The organism is Paraburkholderia sp. RL18-085-BIA-A (genome assembly GCF_046027075.1).
Lineage (GTDB): Bacteria > Pseudomonadota > Gammaproteobacteria > Burkholderiales > Burkholderiaceae > Paraburkholderia.
The window spans coordinates 1-2,366 of the sequence record NZ_JARESU010000357.1 but is presented as its reverse complement, the minus strand read 5'-3'; the positions used below and the strand labels follow the sequence as shown (position 1 = coordinate 2,366).

Below are 2,366 nucleotides of genomic sequence, written 5' to 3'. Positions count from 1 at the left end.
GTTGATCAATGACCTCACCAGGCGGTAGCACGACGGCAAATCCATCGGTCAGAAACGCCGTGTTGAGCGCGGTGAAGCCGTCGGCATACGTCTGCGAGGCGATCGCCGCTTCGAGTCGTTGCGGCATTTCTCTCAACGCCCGCGTGAGCGAGCCCACAAACACATCATGCGGCAAGCTATTCAGTCTCGACAGCCGCGGCACATGGCGACCGTTGACGAATACCAGTCGATGGCCAGCCGGGTCCAGCACGAGTTCATCGACGATGCGTCGCACGTCGTCATCGTCGAGGCAGCCGGTGCGTTGTGGCGCGAAATGCCAGGGACGCTTGCCGATCGCCGACACGTTCGTGTACTTCCAGTCTTCGTGGCGTGTGGTCGGAAAACCGAGCGCGTCGAACTGTTCGAAGGCGCTTCGGCGCGCGGTGCGGAGCCACGGCAACTCGGCGCCGGGCAACGTCTTCGCGAGTTGTCCAAAAGCCTGGTGGAAATGATCGAGAGATTCGTTTTTCATGGATGTCCCGCACTCACTGCACTGGCTACACTGGCCGATTGCATGGCCTCATCCTCAATCCAGCCATAGCCCTTGCGTTCCAGCTCCAGGGCCAGTTCACGCGACCCCGACTTCACGATCCGGCCGTTCGCCAGCACATGCACGCGATCCGGCACGACGTAATCCAGCAGGCGCTGATAGTGCGTGACCAGCACGATCGCCCGTTCTGGACTGCGCATGCGGTTGACGCCCTGCGCGACGATCTGCAGCGCATCGATGTCGAGTCCGGAATCCGTTTCGTCAAGAATGGCGAGCCGGGGCTCCAGCACCACCATCTGCAGGATCTCGTTGCGCTTCTTTTCTCCTCCGGAAAAGCCTTCGTTGACTGCGCGATACAGTAGAGTCTCGTCCATCTGCATCAGCATCATTCTGTCCTTGACCAGTTGCAGAAATTCCATCGCGTCGAGTTCCGGCTCGCCACGATGCCGGCGCTGCGCGTTCAACGCTGCCTTCAGCAGATAAACATTGCTCACACCGGGTATCTCAACGGGATACTGGAACGCGAGAAACAGTCCTTCGTGCGCACGCTCTTCAGGCGCGAGCGCCAGCAGATCGCGACCGAGATACGAGACCGTGCCGCCGGTGACGACAACGTCCTCGCGCCCTGCCAGCACGTGGGCAAGCGTGCTCTTGCCCGAGCCGTTCGGGCCCATGATCGCGTGCACCTGGCCGGTCTTCACGCTCAGCTCGATGCCGCGCAGAATTTTCTTGCCGTCGACTTCGACTTGCAGATTGCTGATTTCAAGCATGGTTCCAATCCCTCGCGAATCGCCGTGGGCCAGGTGCTAACGGTTAGCCCACACTGCCCTCCAGGCTGACACCGAGCAGCTTCTGCGCCTCGACAGCGAACTCCATCGGCAACTCCTTGAAGACTTCCTTGCAGAAGCCGTTTACAATCATCGACACCGCATCTTCCGCAGACAGACCGCGCTGCCGGCAATAGAACAGCTGGTCTTCGCCGATGCGTGATGTCGAGGCTTCGTGCTCGACCTTCGCGGTCGGGTTCTTGACCTCGATATAGGGGAATGTGTGTGCGCTGCAACGGTCGCCGAGCAACAGCGAATCGCACTGTGTGTAATTGCGCGCACCTTCAGCCGCACGGCCGACCTTCACGAGGCCGCGATACGCATTCTTTCCGCGGCCCGCTGAAATGCCTTTCGACAGAATCGTGCTGCGCGTATTGCGACCGAGGTGAATCATCTTCGTCCCGGTATCGGCCTGTTGATAGTGGTTGGTCAGCGCCACCGAATAGAATTCACCGACCGAGTTATCGCCCTGCAGGATCACGCTCGGGTACTTCCACGTGATCGCCGAACCCGTTTCGACCTGAGTCCACGAAATCTTCGAATTCGCCTCGCGGCAATCGCCACGCTTGGTCACGAAGTTGTAGATGCCGCCCTTGCCCGATGCGTCGCCCGGATACCAGTTCTGCACGGTCGAATAGCGGATCTGTGCCCCTTCCAGCGCAATCAGCTCGACCACCGCGGCATGCAGCTGATTTTCGTCGCGCATCGGTGCAGTGCAGCCTTCCAGGTAGCTCACATACGCACCCTTGTCCGCGATGATCAGTGTGCGCTCGAACTGCCCGGTGTTCTGCGCGTTGATGCGGAAGTAGGTCGACAGCTCCATCGGGCAGCGCACGCCCGCCGGGATGTAGCAGAACGAGCCGTCGCTGAACACGGCGGAATTCAGCCCAGCAAAGAAATTGTCGGTATGCGGCACCACCGAGCCGAGATACTTCTGCACCAGCTCGGGATGATGCTGCACGGCATCCGAGAATGAACAGAACACGATGCCGAGTTCCGCAAGCTTTTCG

The 2,366-nt window shown here is 60.1% G+C and carries 2 protein-coding genes and 1 pseudogene; all 3 read right to left on the bottom strand.

Annotation, left to right across the window (positions count from 1 at the left end; genetic code table 11):
- Nucleotides 1–511: pseudogene (locus P0D89_RS52335) on the bottom strand (Fe-S cluster assembly protein SufD); the annotation flags it as partial.
- Nucleotides 508–1,299, bottom strand: a complete 792-nt coding sequence (gene sufC / locus P0D89_RS52330) for a Fe-S cluster assembly ATPase SufC (RefSeq protein ID WP_408370946.1) — start codon at nucleotides 1,297–1,299, stop codon at nucleotides 508–510. The pseudogene P0D89_RS52335 and the gene sufC, both read right to left, overlap by 4 nt.
- A gap of 43 nt (nucleotides 1,300–1,342) precedes the next feature.
- Nucleotides 1,343–2,366: Fe-S cluster assembly protein SufB (gene sufB, locus P0D89_RS52325; protein ID WP_408370948.1), on the bottom strand; the 1,024-nt coding region annotated here is incomplete at its 5' end.

What these genes read in the sequence shown, in the direction of transcription:
- sufC (WP_408370946.1), bottom strand. Translation starts at nt 1,299, where the DNA reads ATGCTTGAAATCAGCAATCTGCAAGTCGAAGTCGACGGCAAGAAAATT.